The 23,116-nt window shown below is 47.0% G+C and carries 6 protein-coding genes; 5 read left to right on the top strand and 1 reads right to left on the bottom strand.

Features of this window, described 5'->3' with window-relative positions:
- Positions 1–87: 87 nt before the first annotated feature.
- Complete coding sequence (locus tag SJY44_RS15255; RefSeq protein ID WP_396590383.1) at positions 88–1,677, bottom strand: peptide chain release factor 3; 1,590 nt, start codon at positions 1,675–1,677, stop codon at positions 88–90.
- A 400-nt stretch (positions 1,678–2,077) separates the two neighbouring features.
- Between SJY44_RS15255 and SJY44_RS15250 the strand changes: the two genes are divergently transcribed.
- The 5 genes from SJY44_RS15250 (at position 2,078) to SJY44_RS15230 (ending at position 23,115) form a co-directional block, all read left to right on the top strand.
- Positions 2,078–5,998, top strand: coding sequence for a gliding motility-associated C-terminal domain-containing protein (locus SJY44_RS15250; protein WP_396590382.1), 3,921 nt, complete (start codon positions 2,078–2,080; stop codon positions 5,996–5,998).
- A 14-nt stretch (positions 5,999–6,012) separates the two neighbouring features.
- Positions 6,013–6,963: a type IX secretion system membrane protein PorP/SprF gene (locus SJY44_RS15245; protein ID WP_396590381.1), complete on the top strand. Its 951-nt coding sequence runs from the start codon at positions 6,013–6,015 to the stop codon at positions 6,961–6,963.
- A gap of 11 nt (positions 6,964–6,974) precedes the next feature.
- A complete protein-coding gene (locus SJY44_RS15240) occupies positions 6,975–8,930 on the top strand; it encodes an OmpA family protein (RefSeq protein WP_396590380.1) in 1,956 nt (651 codons plus the stop codon).
- Positions 8,931–9,212: 282 nt separating this feature from the next.
- Positions 9,213–13,403, top strand: a complete 4,191-nt coding sequence (locus SJY44_RS15235) for a proprotein convertase P-domain-containing protein (protein ID WP_396590379.1) — start codon at positions 9,213–9,215, stop codon at positions 13,401–13,403.
- 460 nt (positions 13,404–13,863) lie between these two features.
- On the top strand, positions 13,864–23,115 hold the full coding sequence (locus tag SJY44_RS15230; protein WP_396590378.1) for a beta strand repeat-containing protein: 9,252 nt from the start codon (positions 13,864–13,866) through the stop codon (positions 23,113–23,115).
- The last annotated feature ends 1 nt before the right edge of the window (position 23,116 follow it).

Raw genomic sequence — 23,116 nt, 5'->3', positions numbered from 1 at the left:
ATGTGCTTATAAAGTACAAAAAAAGACTGATCTATCCAGAATACATAAACTTGGATACCTAGTAAACATCTTCAGAATCTTTAAGTATTAGTCAAATTCTGAGGTAAAATGAAGCTTAACCGAAGGGTATTTTTGTTGCGTCATCTGTAATGAGAATTGCGAGTCAGCTAAAAAAACCAATTGTCCACGTTTATCAATAGCTAAAAACTTCTGCTTCACTCTTTTAAACTCTTTAAATTCATCGTTGGACGCATCGTCTGCTTCTACCCAACAAGCCTTGTGCACTGGAAAGTTTTCGTAGGTGCATTTGGCGCCATATTCATGCTCCAATCGATACTGAATGACTTCATACTGAAGCGCACCAACCGTACCAATAACTTTACGACCATTCAATTCCAAAGTAAATAACTGGGCAACACCTTCATCCATAAGTTGATCAATGCCTTTGTACAGCTGTTTGGACTTCATAGGGTCAGCGTTGTTAATATACCTGAAATGCTCGGGAGAAAAGCTTGGAATGCCTTTATAGCTTAATTTTTCACCGCTGGTCAGCGTATCACCAATCTTAAAATTACCAGTGTCATGCAATCCCACAATGTCACCTGGATAAGAAATATCAACGATTTCTTTCTTTTCTGCGAAAAACGCATTTGGACTGGAAAACTTCAAATTTTTATTATGTCTCACATGCAGGTACGGTTTATTGCGCTCAAAAGTACCAGACACAATCTTTATGAATGCCAAACGATCTCGGTGTTTGGGATCCATATTGGCATGTATTTTAAATACAAAACCTGAAAAATCCTTTTCGCTTGCCTCCACCAAACGTTCTTCTGCCATTTTAGGTCTTGGCGGAGGTGCAATTTCAACAAAACAGTCTAATAGTTCTCGTACACCAAAGTTGTTCAATGCCGAACCAAAAAAGACAGGTTGTTGCTGTCCTTTTAAATAGGAGTCTTTATCAAATTCAGGATAAACCCCACTGACCAATTCTAAGTTGTCCCTAAGTTCTTGTGCTGCCGAATCTCCAATAATGTCATCAAGTTCAGGATTTTCAATATCGGTAAAGGCAATAGTTTCTTCAATATTCTTCTTATTGTTCCCGCTAAAAAGATTGATGTTTTTTTCGTAGATATTATATATTCCCTTAAAGTCATACCCCATTCCAATAGGAAAACTTAGGGGGGTAACGGACAAGCCTAGTTTTTGTTCAACTTCATCCAAAAGGTCAAAGGCATCCTTACCTTCTCTATCCAATTTATTAATAAAAACGATCATGGGGATATTCCGCATTCTACAGACTTTGACCAATTTCTCAGTCTGTTCCTCAACACCTTTTGCAACATCGATAACTACAATAACACTATCCACCGCAGTTAAAGTTCTAAAAGTATCCTCGGCAAAATCTTTGTGCCCAGGAGTATCTAGAATATTGATTTTTTTATCATTATAAATAAAAGCCAAAACTGATGTGGCTACGGAAATCCCCCTTTGACGTTCAATTTCCATAAAATCACTAGTAGCAGTTTTTTTGATTTTATTGTTCTTTACTGCTCCGGCTTCTTGAATAGCACCACCAAAAAGCAACAGTTTTTCTGTTAGAGTTGTTTTACCGGCATCCGGGTGAGAAATAATGCCAAAAGTCCTTCGTCTTGCTATCTCTTTATCAAAATCCATCAGCGAAAATTTCGGCAAAAATAACGTAAATATCCCTGTTATAATTAATTACAAGATTTATAAATAATTGTTAATATAAATAGGACAAAAAAAGTAGAAGTATTGCCTTTAAAAATAAAAAGTAAAGTACTTTTCATACGCCTAAGGTTTTTGTTTTTTACTAAGCCGTAATCTTTTTATGAAAACCTTACGTATTAATATAAGTGGTAAATAATGATGAGGAATAAGCCTTTTATCGATAAAAATAGGTGATAAGCTCTAAATGCATTAATTATGCGTTTGAGATTATTTGGAGCGTAGAGAACACAAATATCCACTTTTATTAAATAAGAAAAGCCCCATTTTCTTACACTTACGAGAACTACAAGCCATGGTGATTAGTTGACCAAAACTGTCATTTATGGAAAAAAATACTTTCTTAGAATTTAAGAAAAAGGTTTCATACACTCTTTTTTTAATATTAGGATTAGCCGTTTATCTAACGGTTACCTCATTTAATGGGGCTCCTGGTACTTTAATTAATTCTGAACTATCTGTTTTTACGGATACCGATGGAGATGGTGTTCCGGATAACAAGGATATAGATATTGATGGAGACGGAATAATTAATACCGTTGAAGATCAAAATTTGGATGGAGATGATTGTTATTGGACTTACCCAACAGATACAGATGGTGACGGCATTCCGGATTATTTAGATGTAGATTCTGATGATGATGGAATTATTGACAACATTGAAGGGCAAACTAGTTACGGATATATCCCACCATCTGGAAAAGATAAAGATCGCAATGGATTGGATGATGCCTATGAAGAAACACCTGGAAGTTGTGGTGGATTAACACCTATAGATACAGATGGTGATAAGATTCCGGATTATTTAGACATTGATTCTGATGACGATGGAATTATTGACAATATTGAAGCGCAAAGTACCCCAGGTTATATCCCACCATCAGGCAAGGACAAAGACCATAATGGGCTTGATGATGCCTATGAAGAGACTCCTGGAAGTTGTGGTGGATTAACTCCAATAGATACAGATTCTGACCATCACCCCGATTTTAGAGACATAGACAGTGACGATGACGGTATTATCGACAATGTAGAAGCACAGACAACAGATTATTTCCAGGCACCTTGCGGTGTTGATAGTGATGGCAATGGGTTGGATGATCATTACGAGTCTCACCCTGGCTCCAGTGAAGGACTAGACCCTATTAATAGTGACGATGACCATCAACCAAATTTTAGAGATATTGACAGTGACAATGATGGTTTACCTGACAATGTAGAGGCGCAGCCTACAGTAGGTTATGTTCCTCCTACAGGAGAAGATGATGATAAAGATGGTCTTGACAATGCTTATGAAGGTAGTGGAGATGAAGGCCTTGATCCCGAGAACACGGATGGCGAGGACGAGCCCGATTATCTTGACGATGACAGTGACAACGATTTGGTGGCGGACAACAACGAGGGTAACGACTTCAACTTTGACGGCATCCCTGACCAGATATACACGGGCAACGATACGGACAATGATGGATTGGATGATGGCTACGAGGGCAGTGATGTCGATGATGGCTATGATGTGAACGATGAGATAGACGATCCTGCAAACGACCTTCCGGACACGGACGGCACTGAGGATGTCAACTATAGGGACTTTGATGATGACGGTGACGGGATCGACACCCCGGATGAAGATGTAGATGGGGATGGTGACCCAACGAACGATGATACGGATGAAGATGGCACCCCTGATTACCTAGATCCCAATGATGATGTGGACACCGATGATGACGGTGTGCCCGACAGTGTGGACCTTGATGATGACAACGATGGAATTCTGGATACAACCGAAGACCCGAACCTTGACAATGACAACGATCCATTGACGAACTCATTGGACAGTGATGGTGATGGTCGCCCTGACCATTTGGACATAGATAGTGACGATGACGGTATCCCTGACAATGTAGAGGCGCAGCCGACCAATGGCTATGTAGCACCGAACGATGACGACGAGGCGACCTATGCCGCGAACGACGGGGTGAACTCTGCTTACCTTGGTGGTCTTACACCTGAGAACACGGATGGTGAGGACGAGCCCGATTACCTTGATGATGACAGTGACAACGATCTTGTTGCTGACAACAATGAGGGTAACGACTTCAACTTTGACGGTATCCCTGACCAGACATACACTGGAACGGACACGGACAACGATGGATTGGACGATGGCTACGAGGGCAGTGATGTCAATGATGGCTATGATGTGAACGATGAGATAGACGATCCTGCTAACGACCTTCCGGACACGGATGGCACTGAGGATGTCAACTATAGGGACTTTGATGATGACGGTGACGGGATCGATACCCCAGATGAGGACATGGATGGAGATGGCGACCCAACGAACGACGATACCGATGAAGACGGCACCCCTGATTACCTAGATCCCAATGATGATGTGGACACTGATGATGATGGTGTGCCCGACAGTGTCGACCTAGATGATGACAACGATGGTATTCTGGATACAACCGAAGATCCAGGGCTTAACAATGGGGAAGATCCATTGGACAGTGATGGTGATGGTCGCCCTGACCATTTGGACATAGATAGTGACGATGACGGTATCCCTGACAATGTAGAGGCGCAGCCCACCAACGGATATGTTGCACCGAACGACGACGACGAGGCGACCTATGCTGCGAACGACGGGGTGAACTCTGCTTACCTTGGCGGTCTTACCCCCGAGAACACGGATGGCGATGATGAAGTTCCGGATTACCTTGACAATGACAGTGACAACGATTTGGTGGCGGACAACAATGAGGGTAATGACTTCAACTTTGACGGCATCCCCGACCAGATATACACGGGCAACGATACGGACAATGATGGATTGGACGATGGCTACGAGGGCAGTGATGTCAATGACGGCTATGATGTGAACGATGAAATAGACGACCCTGCGAACGACCTTCCCGATACGGACGGCACGGAGGATGTGAATTACCGTGACTTTGATGATGACGGTGACGGGATCGACACCCCAGATGAGGACGTGGATGGGGACGGGGACCCAACGAATGATGATACCGATGAAGACGGCACCCCTGATTACCTAGATCCCAACATGTTAAATATTATCGATGCAGTGGATGATGTATATAATTCTGATACTTCTGGAGGGATTATTTTGGATAGTGATGTACTTTCCAATGACACCCTTGATGGAGAATCGGTTACCCTATCAGATGTGATTCTGACTTCCACGCCCACAGATGAACTGACCATCAATGATGATGGAAGTGTGAGCGTAGAACCTGGAACCCCTGAAGGAACTTACACCATTGAATACACGATTTGTGAGATTGCAGATGTGGACAACTGTGATACAGGCACTGTTACCGTTGAAGTTGGTCCTGGCATGAATGTGATTGACGCTGTGGATGATGCATACAGTTCTAATAGTTCAGGAGGAGTTATTTTGGATAGTGACGTACTTTCCAACGACACCCTTGATGGAGAATCGGTTACCCTATCAGATGTGATTCTGACTTCCACGCCCACAGATGAACTGACCATCAATGATGATGGAAGTGTGAGCGTAGAACCTGGAACCCCTGAAGGAACTTACACCATTGAATACACGATTTGTGAGATTGCAGATGTGGACAACTGTGATACGGGCACTGTTACCGTTGAAGTTGGTCCTGGCATGAATGTGATTGACGCTGTGGATGATGCGTACAGCTCTAATAGTTCAGGAGGAGTTATTTTGGATAGTGATGTACTTTCCAACGACATCCTTAATGGTGAATCGGTCACCCTATCAAATGTGATTCTAACTTCCACCCCCACAGGTGAATTGATTATCAATGATGATGGAATTGTAAGTGTAATTCCTGGAACCCGTGAAGGAACTTACACTATTGAATATACTATTTGTGAGGCTGCTAATTTAGATAACTGCGATACTGCTACAGTTACAGTTACAGTGTCTTTAGAAAGTATTTTAGTTAACCAAATGTTGACTCCTAATGGAGATTTAAAAAATGATTTCCTTTTTATAAGAGGAGTTAGAAATATTAAAACAAGTACACTTAGAATTTTTAACAGATGGGGTGTCGCGGTATACGAAGGAAAAGACTACAACAATGTCAACAATGTCTTTGATGGGAGGTCTAGAGGGAGATCAACTTTGAGTGCGAACGATTATCTTCCGGCCGGAGTATATTTTTATATATTTGACTACGAAACGGATGAAGGAAGTTTTACAGACTCCGAATACATATACATAAGTAGGTAACATATTGAAACAGAATGATTAAAAAGCATTTTTTAATTCCGTTTTTATTTATTGGAATGATATTTCAGGGTCTTGTTGCCCAGCAAGACGCTCAATACACACAATATATGTTTAATACATTGAGTGTTAATCCTGCCTATGCAGGATCAAGAGGACAATTGAGTTTTGCAGGATTGTATCGATCCCAATGGGTTGGGTTGGATGGAGCGCCTGAAACTTTTACACTAAACCTTCATTCACCTATTCGTAATAGTAGATTAGGTTATGGTGTTTCCATAGTAAATGATAATATTGGAGATGGAGTTGTACAAGAAACCTATTTGGACGCAGTACTTTCTTATACCATAGATGTTTCCAGAGATGCAAAGCTTTCATTTGGGTTAAAAGCAGGTGGGAATATGCTCAGTCTTGACTTTAACGGTCTTCGGAACTTTGACCAAGAAGTAGTAAATCAAGATAATATTGACAACCAATTTTCACCAAATTTTGGACTGGGAATATATTATCATACCGATAAATTCTATGCAGGAGTTTCTGCTCCAAGTATTTTGGAAACAGAGTATTTTGATAGTGGTTCAAATGACCCAGAGTCAGTAAATTTTCTTGCCACAGAGCGTATAAATTTCTATCTAATAACCGGTTATGTTTTTGATTTGAATGCAGATCTTAAATTTAAGCCAGCCTTGTTGACTAAGGCTGTTGGCGGGGCACCATTGCAAGTTGACATTTCTGCAAATTTTCTTTTTGCAGATAAATTCAGTTTTGGTGCAGCATATAGGTTAGATGCAGCGGTAAGTGCCCTGGCAGGATTTCAAATAACAGACCAAATTATGCTTGGTCTGGCATATGATAGGGAAACAACGGAATTAGGAGGGGCCCAGTTTAATGATGGTTCTTTTGAAGTCTTTTTAAGACTAGAGTTGCTAAAAGCATTTCAAAAAACAGTATCACCTAGATTCTTTTAATACAGTTTAAAATGCTAAAAAGAATACTTATACTCATAATTGTTTTTTCAGGATATGTAACCAATACCTTGGCGCAAGAGAAGGTGAATGAGAAACAACAGGCAAAAGTAAAGGCAAAAGCAGATGAGCAATATGATGAATATTCTTTTAGCCCTGCAATAGATATTTACAAAAAAGTCCTGGATAAAGGTTATGTGTCTTCAGATTTGTTGAAGCGTCTGGGTAATTCCTATTACTTTAATGCTAAGTATGAAGAAGCAGCCAATGTCTACAAAAAATTAGTAGAAGCATTTCCTGATGGAACTGAGCCCGATTATTTTTTTAGATACGCTCAAAGTCTAAAAACCTTGGGAGATTATGAAGGATCTGCCAAAGTGATGGCTAAGTTTAAAGAAATGACTTCTGTTAGTGATGATAATGATTTTTATGACGAGGATTATCTTGCCAAAATAGAAGAAAATTCAGGAAGGTATGATATTAAGCCTTTTGGCTATAATAGTAAGTACTCGGACTTTGCAGCATCCTTTTATGAGCAGGGCCTTATTTTTTCATCTGATAGAGATACAGGAAATTTAGCACGCTACAGACATACCTGGAATTCGAAAGATTTTCTTGACTTATACAAAGTAAACGCAGACAGTATTTCTAACAATTTAGTGGTTAAATTGGAAGGTGATGTAAACACAAGGCTTCATGAGTCTACTTCTGCAGTTACCAAAGATGGATATACCATGTACTTTACAAGAAACAATTTCTTGGATGGTAAAAAGTACAAAGATCAAAACGGAGTAATCCGATTAAAGATTTACCAAGCTGAGTTGGTAGATGGAGAATGGACTAACGTATTGGAACTTCCGTTTAATAACGATTCCTATTCAGTGGCGCATCCTGTATTGAGTCCAGATGAGAAGAGGTTGTACTTTGTTTCCGATATGCCCGGAACAATTGGGGAATCAGATATTTTTATGACAGAAATAATTGGAGATGGCACATATGGCCCCATCATTAATTTAGGAAAGAATATAAATACTGGTTCACGGGAAACCTTTCCATTTATTACGCAAGATGGAGTACTTTATTTTTCTTCTGATGGACATCAAGGTCTTGGGGGATTAGATGTTTTTGCTACAAAAATTGCTTTCGGGAATTTTGAAGAACCAGTCGTTAATGTAGGGAAACCGGTTAATAGTAACTATGATGATTTTGCATTTATCCTAAAAAACGAGTCTAAAGAAGGCTATTTTTCTTCCAATAGAACGGGCGGTTTAGGAGAAGATGATATATATCAATTTGAAGAAACAGAACCTTTGGTTCTTGATTGTTTGCAGGATGTCACCGGTACGGTGCGAGATAGAATATCCAATGAAATCTTAGTTGGAGCCACGGTTAAAATTATTGATGAAGAAAACAATGAAGTATCTTCCACTATTACCGATTCTAAGGGCAACTACGTATTAGGACTTGATTGTGCAAAAGGAAACTTTGTTAGGGCTTCTAGAGATGGCTACGTACCTGCAGAAGAATACCTGAACAAGTCCTATGGTAAACCTAGGATCGTAGACTTTTATTTAGAACGAGATGTGGTAACAGGAGGCTTTGGTGATGATTTGGCCAAATTACTTCAATTAAGTACCATTTATTTTGATTTAAATAAGTTCAATATTCGTTCAGATGCCGAGATTGAAATTCAAAAAGTAATCGTGGCAATGGAGAAATATCCAAGTTTAAAAATAAAAGTAAATTCTCATACAGATAGTAGGGGCAATGATGCTTATAACCTATGGTTATCTCAGAAAAGAGCAGCATCCACAGTGGCTTATATGATTTCTAAGGGAATTTCTGCAGACCGACTTCAAGGAGAAGGTTATGGAGAAACTAGATTGGTAAATGACTGTGCAAATGGAACTCCTTGTTCCAAGGAAAAACATCAATTAAATAGACGATCTGAATTTATCATTTTTGAATAATTCTTGAACTACTTACCTCAAGGATTGACCTAGTAAAATTCCAGAAAAATTAGGTTTCTACCCGCTGTTAGATTTCTGTTTTAAAGCCCTAATCGATAAAATGCCCAAATTTTAACAATTTTTAGGGATTAATGAAAATACATACACCATTATTTGCTGTCTTCACTAGCGTAATGGAGGTCTAGACAACATTTTTTGGGCACGCAAGGGCTTACAATCTATTTTTATTGAGATTTTGATAATATGGAAGTTAAATGTTGATTTCCAAGTTAGTTTCTGTAGATGAAAAACCTCAATACCAAAAGTTTAATATTCTTTATCCTTTTTTTAGGAACGTTTGCAGTTTCTGGACAAACTACCATTTGGTTTGAAGATTTTGAAAGCCCAACAGCAGTTAATGATTTAACAGGAACTGCAACAGGCCCCGAAGCTACTTCATGGGCAGCAACTGGAGATACTCACAATAATACTAATAGAAGGCTTGATGTTGCAAGTGTGGGTGGAAGTCAAGTAATGCGAGCTAGGAACACAGATCAAACTGAAACCTGGGCAACAGCAATTGTAGATATATCGGGCTATACTAATATTTCCTTTAGTATGGATGCCGGTCTTGCTGGAGTAGAATCAGGCGATAGTTTTACAGGCTCTTACAGGATTGATAGCGGAACATGGATGAATTTTCAAAACACCACAACGACTGGAGTTTTGGCATCGTATTCTGTTACAGGTCTTTCTGGTAGTACATTGGAGATACGAGTGCAATTTGTCACAAATCAAAACAGTGATACCGAATACTATTTTATAGATGATGTAACTATACAAGGAACACCCGTAGGAACGTCATGCACTACGCAATCTACCTCACCTAATGTTACAATACCGGATAACAACGCTACCGGCGTTTCAAGAACGATTAATTTTTCTACAACCAGTGCGGTAACAGATGTAAATGTTACGGTGGACATAACACACCCATGGGATTCCGATTTAACTATCAATATAACCAGTCCTTTAGGTACAACAGTTTTATTGTCCTCAGGAAATGGAGGCAGTGGTGACGATTATACAAATACAGTTTTTGATGATGCTGGAGGAACACCTATTACATCAGGTTCGGCACCATTTACAGGAACTTTTAGTCCAGAAGGTAATCTTTCAGATTTTAACGGAGAGAACCCTATTGGTAATTGGACTTTAACAGTATCTGATAATGCTGGTTCAGATGTAGGAACTTTAAATAGCTTTTCAGTTGAAGTATGTACCGCAGCAGGGTCACCAGATTTAGTAGTTTCAAAAACAGTGGACGATAGCACCCCTCCAGAAGGATCTAACATAGTGTATACGTTAAGTGTTGTAAATAATGGTCCGGTAGATGCTACAAACCTAAGCTTAACAGATATTTTACCGGCTGGTGTATCGTATGTAAGTGATGATGGTTCTTATAATTCTGGAACAGGAGTATGGACTATTGGTACGTTGAACAATGGAAATACAGCTACCTTAAATATTACTGCCAGTGTTGATGGAGGTACAAGTGGTTCAACCATCACCAATACAATTACTTCAGTAACTGCAGACCAAACGGATAGCAATGCAACCGTTGACGATTTAAGCGAATCGATTGTACCTACAGTTGATCAACCTCCAGTATTAACAGTAACAGGAAATCAGGTGTACTGTCCGGGAACATCATTGGCCATAGCCGAAACATTTAGTTTAACAGATCCGGATAACACCACAACAGATGCCATTTTTATTCAAATATCTTCAGGGTATATAAATGGAGAAGATTTACTGACCCTTACTGGAACACATCCAAATATCACAGCAACATGGGATGCCGTTGAAGGAGAACTTACCTTACAAGGGCCAACCACTTTTGCAGAATTTGAAGCAGCTGTTTTGGCTGTTGAATATTCTAGTAGTGCTGTAAGTCCAACGGGAACTAGACAATTTTCAATTACTCCTGGTAGTGCAAACTTTTTACCCCCCACAGGTCACTATTATGAATTTATTTCCAGCCCTAATATCACATGGACAGCGGCAAGAGATGCTGCTGCTTTAAGAACTTATTTTGGTCTGCAAGGGTATTTAGCAACCCTAACTTCCCAAGCGGAAGCAGACTTTTCGGGTTCACAAGCTTTAGGTGTGGGTTGGATTGGTGGTAGTGATGCTGCAACTGAAGGAGACTGGAGATGGGTTACAGGTCCAGAGGGTCTTGCCAATGCAGGTGCAGGAACTCCTTTTTGGTCTGGAACTGCAGGAGGTACAACTACTGCACCGGATTTTTTCGCTTTTTGGAATGCAGGAGAACCCAATCAATCAGGAAATGAAGATTATGCACACATTACAGACCTTTCAGTGACTTCATCACCTGGATCATGGAATGATTTGCCAAATACAACCTCTACTTCTGGACCATATCAAGCACAGGGATATGTAGTGGAATACGGAGGAACCACAGGAGATCCTGTCTTAAGTATTACAGGTGTAACAACGATAACAGTAGATAATGTAAACCCAACAGCCAGTAATCCATTACCTGTTACTGTTAATTGCTCCGCAGATGTTCCGGCAGTTGCAATTACAGATGTAACAGACGAGGCGGATAATTGTACCACTAGTCCAGTAGTAACCCATATTAGTGATGTCAGTGATGGAGGAACAAATCCTGAAACTATTACAAGAACATATCGTGTTACAGATGATGCTGGTAACTTTATAGATATAACCCAAACTATAACAGTTGACCCTATTTCAATAGATATACAACCAACTGACCAGACGGTAAACTTAGGAAGCAATGGTACTTTTGTATCAAGTACAAGTAACGCAGACACATATCAATGGCAAGTAAGTACTAATGGAGGAGGAAGTTTTTCCAATATAACAAATGGAGCGGAGTACACGGGCACAAATACTGAAGTCTTGACTGTATTGAACCCAAGTTTAACAAAAGATGGATATACCTACAGGATAATAGTTTCCAATTCAGGAGGCTCATGTGCATCAGTCACATCATTAGAAGCAACTTTGACAATTGCTATTGATACTGATGGAGATGGTATTTTTGATATTACAGACTTGGACGATGACAATGATGGTATTTTGGATGCAGTAGAATCCCCAAAAACCGTATTGTGGGTAACCAATGGCACAGCTGGGACAGAAGAGCAGAATACAATTGATAAATTAACAGCTTTAGGATATACGGTTACTGTGGTTGATGATGGCGTAGGTGGAGATGCTAACAATTATGGTGTCACCTTCGTCTATGAAGATTCCAATAGTGGTACAGCTCTTGCCAATGTAGCTAATTTAACAACAACAACAAATGGCGTTATAACCAGTGAACCGGCATTACATGATGATATCTTGGGTGCGGCAACAGGGGGAAGTGGTGGTTTGACCTCGGTCAATATTATAAATAATACACATCCAATAACTTCTGGACTGTCACTAGGGAGTTACAATATTGGAGATGCTCTGTATCATGGAAATGGGTTGACTACCGGAACAGTTTTGGGTCGAGATCCCAATAACAGTGAAGCATCCATTGTAATATGGGAACAAGGTGATGCCATGGAGGTAGGAATCGCACCAGGTAAAAGAGCAATAGTACCTCATGCAAATGGAAATGGTGGATTTAACTCTGCAGGAGAAGATTTACTGGTAAATGCTATCATGTGGACAACAGCAATTGACACGGATAACGATGGAGTTTATGATGATTTGGATTTAGATAGTGATAATGATGGAATTTATGACGCTGTTGAAGCGGGTCATGATCAAGCCTATTCTAGTGGACGTCTTACTGGAGCAGTTGGGACAGATGGTGTGCCAAATAGCGTACAAGCCAGCGGACAAGAAAATAGCGGAACAGTAAATTACACCATTGCTAACTCGGATTCATCCGGAAACAATGACTATTTGGAGGCAGATAGCGATGCAGATGGTTGTGGAGATGCAGATGAGGCATATGCAGATATAAATGCGGATTCAGATGATAATGGAACTTACGGATCGGGTATACCTGCTATAAACCTTGATGGAACCGTCCAAACAGCTGCGTACACGGTCCCAGCAGATGGAGACACCAATACTACATTTGACTTTCAAGAAGCAGGTATAGCTCCTGCAATTACAGTTCAACCCATGGACTCAACTACATGCCCAGGTTGTGGCACGACATTTAATGTTACAGGAACAAATGCTGATACATTTCAATGGCAGCGTTTTAATGGTTTAACATGGGACAACGTAACTGATACTGGAATCTATAGTGGAGCAACTACAAGTACACTGACGATTACTAATCCAACGACTGCAAATGATGGGGAACAATATCAAGTTTTGGTTTCCAATTCGTCATACATCTGTAGTTTTGAAACTTCAAACACAGTGACCCTAACAATAAGAGTGTCAGGTGTAATTACAAACCGTAGAATTACGTACAGGGTTAAAAGAAACTAGAGAACCCCACAAATAATACCTGTTTTTATTCAAATTTCTGCTTGCAATACGCTTTACATATTTGCTGTATTGAGATGATAATTACATGCCTAGGATTGTTTAAAATAATGGTAAACAAAGGAACTTCGATAGCAAGAAAAGCATTGATTTAGTACGTAAAATCTTTCACTTAGTTTATGTTTTGTTAAGCTTAGTTATGCTTTAATACAATAACTATAACTATTGATAATACTGGTTTAATCGATAAACAACCTTAAAAAAATCTTAGTTATTGAATGTGATAACTTCAAGATTTAACAGCTATACAATCGGTTTTTAGTAGTACACAACAAATATTTTCATCCCCTATAGGTAAAGGTAATTTTGTAAAGTGTAGTAGTATTCAAAGTATTGAAGTGCAAAACTCGCAAAATTGATTACAAAAAAGATAGTACATACGATGTCAATTAACAATAACCCCATGAAAAAGAACATCATAATCATAGTTTTCCTTTTCTTCACAGGATTTGCCTTTTCCCAGACTACGGTAACCTTGCAAGATCAATGCAATTGTGAAGTTCTAAGTGGAACCGCAGTTACAACACCTGGAGTAGCAACACCGACAGGAGCTGACGCTGGAGATATTTATGTAAACACCAATACAGGTACCATCTATTTTTGGGATGGTGATTCTTGGGAACTAACTTCATCAGATGACCAGCAACTAACAGGTTTTGCTTTTGATGGAATTACAAATGAATTGACATTGACTTTGGAAAATGGGGGAAGTGTAAATGTTGATTTAAGTAGCTTGAGTGATACCCTTACAGATACAAATACTACGATAGCTTCTTTTGGTATTGATGGAACAAATACGAATCTGGTAATTACAGATTCAGATACAAATACATTTTCAGTTGCTTTAGCTGATATTGCGGCTTTGGTTAATACAGATGCACAAACGTTAACTACTGATAGTACCCCGGGTAATATTGGCATTACTGGTGGTAATTCTCTCATATTGAACACTGACGATGCCGATGCCGACCCGACGAACGAACTATCTGATGTAGCCTTATCGGGCACGACCTTGGAGCTTACGAACGCCGCTGCGGGAGCCACGGGTGTTGACCTGGACGGAACCTTCGCCACTGACGCGGAGCTTGCTGCCCTTGACACTGACGATGCGGATGCGGACCCCACGAACGAACTATCGGACGTAGCCTTATCGGGCACGACCTTGGAGCTTACGAACGCCGCTGCGGGAGCGACCGGTGTTGACCTTGACGGAACCTTCGCCACGGACGCGGAGCTTGCTGCCCTTGACACCGACGATGCGGATGCCGACCCGACGAACGAACTATCTGATGTAGCCCTTAGTGGCACGACCTTGGAGCTTACGAACGCTGCTGCGGGAGCGACCGGTGTTGACCTTGACGGTACCTTCGCCACCGATGCGGAGCTTGCCGCCCTTGACACTGACGATGCGGATGCCGACCCGACGAACGAACTATCCGATGTTGCTTTATCGGGCACGACCCTTGAGCTTACGAACGCCGCTGCGGGCGCCACTGGTGTTGACCTTGACGGAACCTTCGCCACCGACGCGGAACTTGCGGCCTTGGATACGGACGATGCGGATGCGGACCCGACGAACGAACTATCTGATGTAGCCCTTAGTGGCACGACCCTTGAGCTTACGAATGCTGCTGCGGGTGCCACGGGTGTTGACCTTGACGGAACCTTCGCCACCGATGCGGAGCTTGCCGCCCTTGACACCGACGATGCGGATGCCGACCCGACGAACGAACTATCCGATGTAGCCTTATCGGGCACGACCTTGGAGCTTACGAACGCCGCTGCGGGAGCGACCGGAGTCGACCTGGACGGAACCTTCGCCACCGATGCGGAGCTTGCCGCCCTTGACACTGACGATGCGGATGCCGACCCGACGAACGAACTATCCGATGTTGCTTTATCGGGCACGACCCTTGAGCTTACGAACGCCGCTGCGGGCGCCACTGGTGTTGACCTTGACGGAACCTTCGCCACCGACGCGGAACTTGCGGCCTTGGATACGGACGATGCCGATGCCGACCCGACGAACGAACTATCGGACGTGGCCTTATCGGGCACGACCCTAGAGCTTACGAACGCCGCTGCGGGAGCGACCGGAGTCGACCTTGACGGAACCTTCGCCACGGACGCGGAGCTTGCCGCCCTTGACACTGACGATGCCGATGCGGACCCGACGAACGAATTATCGGACGTAGCCTTATCGGGCACGACCCTTGAGCTTACGAACGCCGCTGCGGGAGCGACCGGTGTTGACCTTGACGGAACCTTCGCCACCGACGCGGAACTTGCGGCCTTGGATACGGACGATGCCGATGCCGACCCGACGAACGAACTATCGGACGTGGCCTTATCGGGCACGACCCTTGAACTTACGAACGCCGCTGCGGGAGCGACCGGTGTCGACCTTGACGGTACCTTCGCCACCGACGCGGAGCTTGCTGCCCTTGACACTGACGATGCGGATGCGGACCCTAATAACGAGATACAAGATGCTGCCGGAGTTGATTTCACCCCAGCGGGAAACACTACAAGTACGGATGTACAGGCTGCGATAGAAGAACTTCAGACCGATATAGACGGTTTCGCTGCCACAGCGGGCCAAACCAATACGGCCTCCAATGTTGGTACGGGCGGTGTTGGAACATTTGCAAGAAAGACAGGTGCCGATCTGGAATTCAAAAATATAAATGCTGGTTCCAATAGGATAACGATTACAGATGATGCCGGTAATGATGAAGTTGATATTGACATCAATGACACTGCCTTGGATGCTACCTTCGCCACCGACGCGGAGCTTGCTGCCCTTGACACTGACGATGCGGATGCGGACCCCACGAACGAACTATCGGACGTGGCCTTATCGGGCACGACCCTTGAACTTACGAACGCCGCTGCGGGAGCGACCGGAGTCGACCTTGACGGTACCTTCGCCACCGACGCGGAGCTTGCCGCCCTTGACACTGACGATGCGGATGCCGACCCGACGAACGAACTATCGGACGTGGCCTTATCGGGCACGACCCTAGAGCTTACGAACGCCGCTGCGGGAGCGACCGGAGTCGACCTTGACGGTACCTTTGCCACTGACGCGGAGCTTGCCGCCCTTGACACTGACGATGCGGATGCGGACCCCACGAACGAACTATCGGACGTGGCCTTATCGGGCACGACCTTGGAGCTTACGAACGCCGCTGCGGGAGCGACCGGAGTCGACCTTGACGGAACCTTCGCCACTGACGCGGAGCTTGCGGCCTTGGACACTGACGATGCGGATGCCGACCCGACGAACGAACTATCTGACGTAGCCTTATCGGGCACGACCCTTGAACTTACGAACGCCGCTGCGGGAGCGACCGGTGTTGACCTTGACGGTACCTTCGCCACCGACGCGGAGCTTGCTGCCCTTGACACTGACGATGCGGATGCGGACCCGACGAACGAACTATCTGACGTGGCCTTATCGGGCACGACCCTTGAACTTACGAACGCCGCTGCGGGAGCGACCGGTGTTGACCTTGACGGAACCTTCGCCACGGACGCGGAGCTTGCCGCCCTTGACACCGACGATGCGGATGCCGACCCTACGAACGAACTATCCGATGTAGCCTTATCGGGCACGACCTTGGAGCTTACGAACGCCGCTGCGGGAGCGACCGGAGTCGACCTTGATGGTACCTTCGCCACCGATGCGGAGCTTGCCGCCCTTGACACCGACGATGCGGATGCCGACCCTAATAACGAGATACAAGATGCTGCCGGAGTTGATTTCACCCCAGCGGGAAACACTACAAGTACGGATGTACAGGCTGCGATAGAAGAACTTCAGACCGATATAGACGGTTTCGCTGCCACAGCGGGCCAAACCAATACGGCCTCCAATGTTGGTACGGGCGGTGTTGGAACATTTGCAAGAAAGACAGGTGCCGATCTGGAATTCAAAAATATAAATGCTGGTTCCAATAGGATAACGATTACAGATGATGCCGGTAATGATGAAGTTGATATTGACATCAATGACACTGCCTTGGATGCTACCTTCGCCACTGACGCCGAACTTGCGGCCTTGGATACGGACGATGCGGATGCGGACCCCACGAACGAACTATCGGACGTAGCCTTATCGGGCACGACCTTGGAGCTTACGAACGCCGCTGCGGGAGCGACCGGAGTCGACCTTGACGGTACCTTCGCCACCGATGCGGAGCTTGCCGCCCTTGACACTGACGATGCGGATGCGGACCCCACGAACGAACTATCTGACGTGGCCCTTAGTGGCACGACCCTAGAGCTTACGAACGCCGCTGCGGGTGCCACGGGTGTTGACCTTGACGGAACCTTCGCCACCGACGCGGAACTTGCGGCCTTGGATACGGACGATGCGGATGCGGACCCGACGAACGAACTATCTGATGTAGCCCTTAGTGGCACGACCTTGGAACTTACGAACGCCGCTGCGGGAGCCACGGGTGTTGACCTTGACGGAACCTTCGCCACCGATGCGGAGCTTGCCGCCCTTGACACTGACGATGCCGATGCCGACCCGACGAACGAACTATCTGACGTGGCCTTATCGGGCACGACCTTGGAGCTTACGAACGCCGCTGCGGGAGCGACCGGAGTCGACCTGGACGGAACCTTCGCCACCGATGCGGAGCTTGCCGCCCTTGACACTGACGATGCGGATGCCGACCCCACGAACGAACTATCTGACGTAGCCCTTAGTGGCACGACCTTGGAACTTACGAACGCCGCTGCGGGAGCCACTGGTGTTGACCTGGACGGAACCTTCGCCACTGATGCGGAACTAGCTGCCCTTGACACTGACGATGCGGATGCGGACCCGACGAACGAACTATCTGATGTAGCCCTTAGTGGCACGACCTTGGAACTTACGAACGCCGCTGCGGGAGCCACGGGTGTTGACCTGGACGGAACCTTCGCCACTGACGCGGAGCTTGCTGCCCTTGACACTGACGATGCGGATGCGGACCCCACGAACGAACTATCGGACGTAGCCTTATCGGGCACGACCTTGGAGCTTACGAACGCCGCTGCGGGTGCCACGGGTGTTGACCTTGACGGAACCTTCGCCACCGACGCGGAGCTTGCCGCCCTTGACACCGACGATGCGGATGCGGACCCGACGAACGAACTATCGGACGTGGCCTTATCGGGCACGACCCTTGAACTTACGAACGCCGCTGCGGGAGCGACCGGAGTCGACCTTGACGGTACCTTCGCCACCGACGCGGAGCTTGCCGCCCTTGACACTGACGATGCGGATGCCGACCCGACGAACGAACTATCGGACGTGGCCTTATCGGGCACGACCCTAGAGCTTACGAACGCCGCTGCGGGAGCGACCGGAGTCGACCTTGACGGTACCTTTGCCACTGACGCGGAGCTTGCCGCCCTTGACACTGACGATGCGGATGCGGACCCCACGAACGAACTATCGGACGTGGCCTTATCGGGCACGACCTTGGAGCTTACGAACGCCGCTGCGGGAGCGACCGGAGTCGACCTTGACGGAACCTTCGCCACTGACGCGGAGCTTGCGGCCTTGGACACTGACGATGCGGATGCCGACCCGACGAACGAACTATCTGACGTAGCCTTATCGGGCACGACCCTTGAACTTACGAACGCCGCTGCGGGAGCGACCGGTGTTGACCTTGACGGTACCTTCGCCACCGACGCGGAGCTTGCTGCCCTTGACACTGACGATGCGGATGCGGACCCGACGAACGAACTATCTGACGTGGCCTTATCGGGCACGACCCTTGAACTTACGAACGCCGCTGCGGGAGCGACCGGTGTTGACCTTGACGGAACCTTCGCCACGGACGCGGAGCTTGCCGCCCTTGACACCGACGATGCGGATGCCGACCCTACGAACGAACTATCCGATGTAGCCTTATCGGGCACGACCTTGGAGCTTACGAACGCCGCTGCGGGAGCGACCGGAGTCGACCTTGATGGTACCTTCGCCACCGATGCGGAGCTTGCCGCCCTTGACACCGACGATGCGGATGCCGACCCTAATAACGAGATACAAGATGCTGCCGGAGTTGATTTCACCCCAGCGGGAAACACTACAAGTACGGATGTACAGGCTGCGATAGAAGAACTTCAGACCGATATAGACGGTTTCGCTGCCACAGCGGGCCAAACCAATACGGCCTCCAATGTTGGTACGGGCGGTGTTGGAACATTTGCAAGAAAGACAGGTGCCGATCTGGAATTCAAAAATATAAATGCTGGTTCCAATAGGATAACGATTACAGATGATGCCGGTAATGATGAAGTTGATATTGACATCAATGACACTGCCTTGGATGCTACCTTCGCCACTGACGCCGAACTTGCGGCCTTGGATACGGACGATGCGGATGCGGACCCCACGAACGAACTATCGGACGTAGCCTTATCGGGCACGACCTTGGAGCTTACGAACGCCGCTGCGGGAGCGACCGGAGTCGACCTTGACGGTACCTTCGCCACCGATGCGGAGCTTGCCGCCCTTGACACTGACGATGCGGATGCGGACCCCACGAACGAACTATCGGACGTGGCCCTTAGTGGCACGACCCTAGAGCTTACGAACGCCGCTGCGGGAGCCACGGGTGTTGACCTTGACGGAACCTTCGCCACCGATGCGGAGCTTGCCGCCCTTGACACTGACGATGCCGATGCCGACCCGACGAACGAACTATCCGATGTAGCCTTATCGGGCACGACCTTGGAGCTTACGAACGCCGCTGCGGGAGCGACCGGAGTCGACCTGGACGGAACCTTCGCCACCGATGCGGAGCTTGCCGCCCTTGACACTGACGATGCGGATGCCGACCCCACGAACGAACTATCTGATGTAGCCCTTAGTGGCACGACCCTTGAGCTTACGAATGCTGCTGCGGGTGCCACGGGTGTTGACCTTGACGGAACCTTCGCCACCGATGCGGAGCTTGCCGCCCTTGACACTGACGATGCGGATGCCGACCCGACGAACGAACTATCCGATGTTGCTTTATCGGGCACGACCCTTGAGCTTACGAACGCCGCTGCGGGCGCCACTGGTGTTGACCTTGACGGAACCTTCGCCACCGACGCGGAACTTGCGGCCTTGGATACGGACGATGCGGATGCCGACCCGACGAACGAACTATCTGATGTAGCCCTTAGTGGCACGACCCTTGAGCTTACGAATGCTGCTGCGGGCGCCACTGGTGTTGACCTTGACGGAACCTTCGCCACCGATGCGGAGCTTGCCGCCCTTGACACCGACGATGCGGATGCGGACCCCACGAACGAACTATCTGACGTGGCCCTTAGTGGCACGACCTTGGAGCTTACGAACGCTGCTGCGGGAGCGACCGGAGTCGACCTGGACGGAACCTTCGCCACCGATGCGGAGCTTGCCGCCCTTGACACTGACGATGCGGATGCGGACCCCACGAACGAACTATCTGACGTAGCCCTTAGTGGCACGACCTTGGAACTTACGAACGCCGCTGCGGGAGCCACTGGTGTTGACCTGGACGGAACCTTCGCCACTGATGCGGAACTAGCTGCCCTTGACACTGACGATGCGGATGCGGACCCGACGAACGAACTATCTGATGTAGCCCTTAGTGGCACGACCTTGGAACTTACGAACGCCGCTGCGGGAGCCACGGGTGTTGACCTGGACGGAACCTTCGCCACTGACGCGGAGCTTGCTGCCCTTGACACTGACGATGCGGATGCCGACCCGACGAACGAACTATCTGACGTAGCCTTATCGGGCACGACCCTTGAACTTACGAACGCCGCTGCGGGAGCGACCGGTGTTGACCTTGACGGAACCTTCGCCACGGACGCGGAGCTTGCTGCCCTTGACACCGACGATGCGGATGCGGACCCGACGAACGAACTATCTGACGTGGCCTTATCGGGCACGACCCTTGAACTTACGAACGCCGCTGCGGGAGCGACCGGAGTCGACCTTGATGGTACCTTCGCCACCGACGCGGAGCTTGCCGCCCTTGACACTGACGATGCGGATGCCGACCCGACGAACGAACTATCGGACGTGGCCTTATCGGGCACGACCTTGGAGCTTACGAACGCCGCTGCGGGAGCGACCGGTGTTGACCTTGACGGTACCTTCGCCACCGATGCGGAGCTTGCCGCCCTTGACACCGACGATGCGGATGCCGACCCGACGAACGAACTATCGGACGTGGCCTTATCGGGCACGACCCTAGAGCTTACGAACGCCGCTGCGGGAGCGACCGGTGTTGACCTTGACGGTACCTTCGCCACCGATGCGGAGCTTGCTGCCCTTGACACTGACGATGCGGATGCCGACCCGACGAACGAACTATCGGACGTGGCCTTATCGGGCACGACCCTTGAACTTACGAACGCCGCTGCGGGAGCGACCGGAGTCGACCTTGACGGTACCTTCGCCACCGACGCGGAGCTTGCTGCCCTTGACACCGACGATGCGGATGCCGACCCGACGAACGAACTATCTGACGTGGCCCTTAGTGGCACGACCCTAGAGCTTACGAACGCCGCTGCGGGTGCCACGGGTGTTGACCTTGACGGAACCTTTGCCACTGACGCGGAGCTTGCCGCCCTTGACACCGACGATGCGGATGCCGACCCGACGAACGAACTATCGGACGTGGCCTTATCGGGCACGACCCTAGAGCTTACGAACGCCGCTGCGGGAGCGACCGGAGTCGACCTTGACGGTACCTTCGCCACCGACGCGGAGCTTGCTGCCCTTGACACCGACGATGCGGATGCCGACCCGACGAACGAACTATCTGACGTGGCCCTTAGTGGCACGACCCTAGAGCTTACGAACGCCGCTGCGGGTGCCACGGGTGTTGACCTTGACGGAACCTTTGCCACTGACGCGGAGCTTGCCGCCCTTGACACCGACGATGCGGATGCCGACCCGACGAACGAACTATCGGACGTGGCCTTATCGGGCACGACCCTAGAGCTTACGAACGCCGCTGCGGGAGCGACCGGAGTCGACCTTGACGGTACCTTCGCCACCGACGCGGAGCTTGCTGCCCTTGACACCGACGATGCGGATGCCGACCCTAATAATGAAATAGAACTTCCAACCGGTGGTACAAGTGGACAACTGTTATCAACAAATGGAAGTGGTGTATATTCATGGGTGGATGATGCCAATGATGATGACCAGACCGCTGGAGAAGTTAATTTGGTTACACCCATAGATATTGACGGGGATACAGTAGATGATTATACTACTGTAGAACAAGTATTGCAAGACGTAGCACCAGTAATACCAGCAATTAAAGCGGCAAGGATTTTTTATCCGCCATCCATATCAATTGATGTTTCTGCATATTCGGGAACTCCTATTTTAAATCAGACTGTTGATTTGTATGCTCAATATACTGCCCAATATGGATCTCCTATGGTGATAAGCGATGATGGAGGGCCAGATGAAGCACCAGCAGCTATACCAACCTATGCATCTGATGAATTGTATTACTATGTTACATTTTTTGACACTTTAGTTTTTGATAATGTAGAAATTGATGCCGATGGTTTAATGGAGTATGATATTATTGGAGCGCCAGCAGACTACAATTCATTGATCAATGTGGTGTTTGTTGTAAAATAAT

This window comes from Allomuricauda sp. R78024 (assembly GCF_044596045.1).
Taxonomy (GTDB): Bacteria; Bacteroidota; Bacteroidia; order Flavobacteriales; family Flavobacteriaceae; genus Flagellimonas.
This window is presented reverse-complemented; position numbering and strand designations above follow the sequence as displayed.

Excerpts from the sequence above, each read along its gene's own strand:
- SJY44_RS15240 (WP_396590380.1), top strand. The coding sequence starts at position 6,975 with ATGCTAAAAAGAATACTTATACTCATAATTGTTTTTTCAGGATATGTA.
- SJY44_RS15245 (WP_396590381.1), top strand. The coding sequence starts at position 6,013 with ATGATTAAAAAGCATTTTTTAATTCCGTTTTTATTTATTGGAATGATA.
- SJY44_RS15230 (WP_396590378.1), top strand. The coding sequence starts at position 13,864 with ATGAAAAAGAACATCATAATCATAGTTTTCCTTTTCTTCACAGGATTT.
- SJY44_RS15235 (WP_396590379.1), top strand. The coding sequence starts at position 9,213 with ATGAAAAACCTCAATACCAAAAGTTTAATATTCTTTATCCTTTTTTTA.
- SJY44_RS15255 (WP_396590383.1), bottom strand. The coding sequence starts at position 1,677 with ATGGATTTTGATAAAGAGATAGCAAGACGAAGGACTTTTGGCATTATT.
- SJY44_RS15250 (WP_396590382.1), top strand. The coding sequence starts at position 2,078 with ATGGAAAAAAATACTTTCTTAGAATTTAAGAAAAAGGTTTCATACACT.